This is a genomic window from Luteibacter yeojuensis (assembly GCF_000964085.1).
GTDB classification, from domain to species: domain Bacteria; phylum Pseudomonadota; class Gammaproteobacteria; order Xanthomonadales; family Rhodanobacteraceae; genus Luteibacter; species Luteibacter yeojuensis_A.
In genome coordinates this window covers 1-2,435 of sequence record NZ_JZRB01000067.1, presented here as the reverse complement: position 1 = coordinate 2,435, position 2,435 = coordinate 1, and the positions used below count along the sequence as shown (strand labels likewise).

At 67.4% G+C, this 2,435-nt stretch carries 1 protein-coding gene; it reads right to left on the bottom strand.

The window, feature by feature from the left end:
* Nucleotides 1-39 precede the first annotated feature (39 nt).
* Nucleotides 40-2,435: NAD-glutamate dehydrogenase domain-containing protein (locus VI08_RS19505; protein ID WP_045831307.1), on the bottom strand; the 2,396-nt coding region annotated here is incomplete at its 5' end.

Below are 2,435 nucleotides of genomic sequence, written 5' to 3'. Positions count from 1 at the left end.
CCACGGAGTGGGCTCCTACACGGGCACAGGGCCCGGGGTTCAGACCGGGATCTGCGCCAGCTGGGCCAGTCGGCGGACGGCGACCGAGGCGATCGGGTAGTCGGCGTTCTGGGTCAGGATCTCGGCGAGCATGGCGCGGGTGTACTTGAGCGTGGCGTCGTCGCGCTCCAGCCATGCCTGCACCGGGCTCACGTCGGTGCGGTCACCGGCGATGGAGAGCACCTGCACGGCCAAGGCGCGGTGCTGGGCGTTGAGCTCGTCCAGCAGCGAACCACGGGCCTGGGCGTGCCAGGCGCCTTCCACCGGCAGGGCTTCGATCTGGCCACGCAACCATTCGAGGTCGAGCGCTTCGCCCAGCTCATAGAACACCTTGGCCACCGTGGCGATGTCCTTGCCGCTAGCCTTCGACACTTCGACCATGTCGAGCGCGGCGCGGAGCACCGAAACGCGGGCCAGGCGCACGGCCAGCTCGGTGGGGATGCCGAAGCCTTCCCACTTCTCCTGGCTGGCGGCGAAATCGCCGCGGCCCGTGTTGGTGAGGACCTCCGGCATCGCCTTGCGCAACGTCGTCACCTCGGCGGCGTAGCGGTCGACGTTGGCGGCGATGTCGAGCGAGCCACCGGGGCGGTTGAGCAGCCAGCGCGTGAGGTGGCGCAGCAGCGACCAGATCTGCAGGATCGCGTCGATCTGCGTATCTTCCGCCACCTTGCCGTCCAGCGCCTCCAGCTCGGCCCAAAGATCGCGGGCGTCGAGGATTTCCCGGGCGGCGGTGTACGCCTTCGCGATGGCCGCCGGGCCGTGGCCCGTGTCTTCCTGCATGCGCATCATGAAGGTGGCGCCCATGCGGTTGATCGTCGAGTTGGTCACCGCGGTGGCGATGATCTCGCGCTTCAGGCGATGGCGCTGCATGTGCTCGGCGTACTTTTCGTGCAGCGGCACGGGGAAGTAACGCACCAGCTCGCGCGACAGGTAGGGGTCTTCCGGCACATCCGAGTCCAGCAACTGCTGGAACAGGCGGATCTTGTCGTACGACAGCAGCACCGACAGCTCGGGACGGGTAAGCCCCTGCCCCTTCGCCTTGCGGTCGGCCAGTTCGGCCTGGGTCGGCAGCGACTCCACCGCGCGATCGAGCAGGCCCTCGGCCTCGAGCGTCGTGATGAAGTGGGCCATGGAACCCAGGCGGCGCACCGACTGGTGCTCCATGAGGGTGATGGCCTGGTTCTGGCGGTAGTTGTCCCACAGGACCAGGCGCGCCACTTCGTCGGTCATCTCGGCGAGCTGCTTGTTGCGGCCGTCGAACGTGAGTTCGTTGCGCTGCACGGCATCGTTCAGCAGGATCTTGATGTTCACCTCGTGGTCGGAGGTATCCACGCCGGCGGAGTTGTCGATGAAATCGGTGTTCATCAGCACGCCGGCCTGGCTGGCTTCGATGCGGCCCTTCTGGGTCATGCCCAGGTTGCCGCCCTCGCCGATGACCTTGCAGCGCAGCTCGTTGCCGTTGACGCGCAGCGCGTTATTCGCGCGGTCGCCCACTTCGGCCTGCGTCTCGCTGGCGGCCTTCACGTAGGTGCCGATGCCGCCGTTCCAGAGCAGGTCGACCGGGGCCTTGAGGATGGCCGACAGCAGGTCGTTCGGCGGCAGGTGCGTGGCTTCGCTGCGGATGCCCAGCGCAGCCTTGACCTCGGCCGACACCGGGATCGACTTGGCCGAACGCGGGTAGATGCCGCCGCCCGCGGAGATAAGCGACTTGTCGTAGTCATCCCACGACGAACGCGGCAGCGCGAACATGCGCTGGCGCTCGACGAAGCTGCGGGCGGCATCCGGGTTCGGGTCGAGGAAGATGTGGCGGTGGTCGAACGCGGCCAGCAGGCGGATGTGCTCGGAGAGCAGCATGCCGTTGCCGAACACGTCGCCGGACATGTCGCCCACGCCCACGCAAGTGAAATCCTGCGCCTGGCTGTCGCGGCCCATGGCTCGGAAGTGGCGCTTCACCGACTCCCACGCGCCCTTGGCAGTGATACCCATGCCCTTGTGGTCGTAGCCGTTCGAGCCACCCGACGCGAAGGCGTCATCGAGCCAGAAGCCATGCTCCGTGGAGATGGCATTGGCAATGTCGGAGAACGTGGCCGTGCCCTTGTCGGCGGCGACGACCAGGTACGGGTCGTCGTTGTCATGGCGGACCACGTCGTGCGGCGGCACCACCTTGCCCTCGACGAGGTTATCGGTGATGTCGAGCAGGCCGTTGATGAACATGCGGTAGCACGCGATGCCCTCGGCCAGCTGCGCGTCGCGGTCGCCGCCCACCGGCGGGCGCTTGACGAAGAAGCCGCCCTTCGAGCCCACGGGCACGATGACCGTGTTCTTCACCATCTGCGCCTTCACGAGGCCCAGCACTTCGGTGCGGAAATCCTCGCGGCGATCGGACCAGCGCAGGC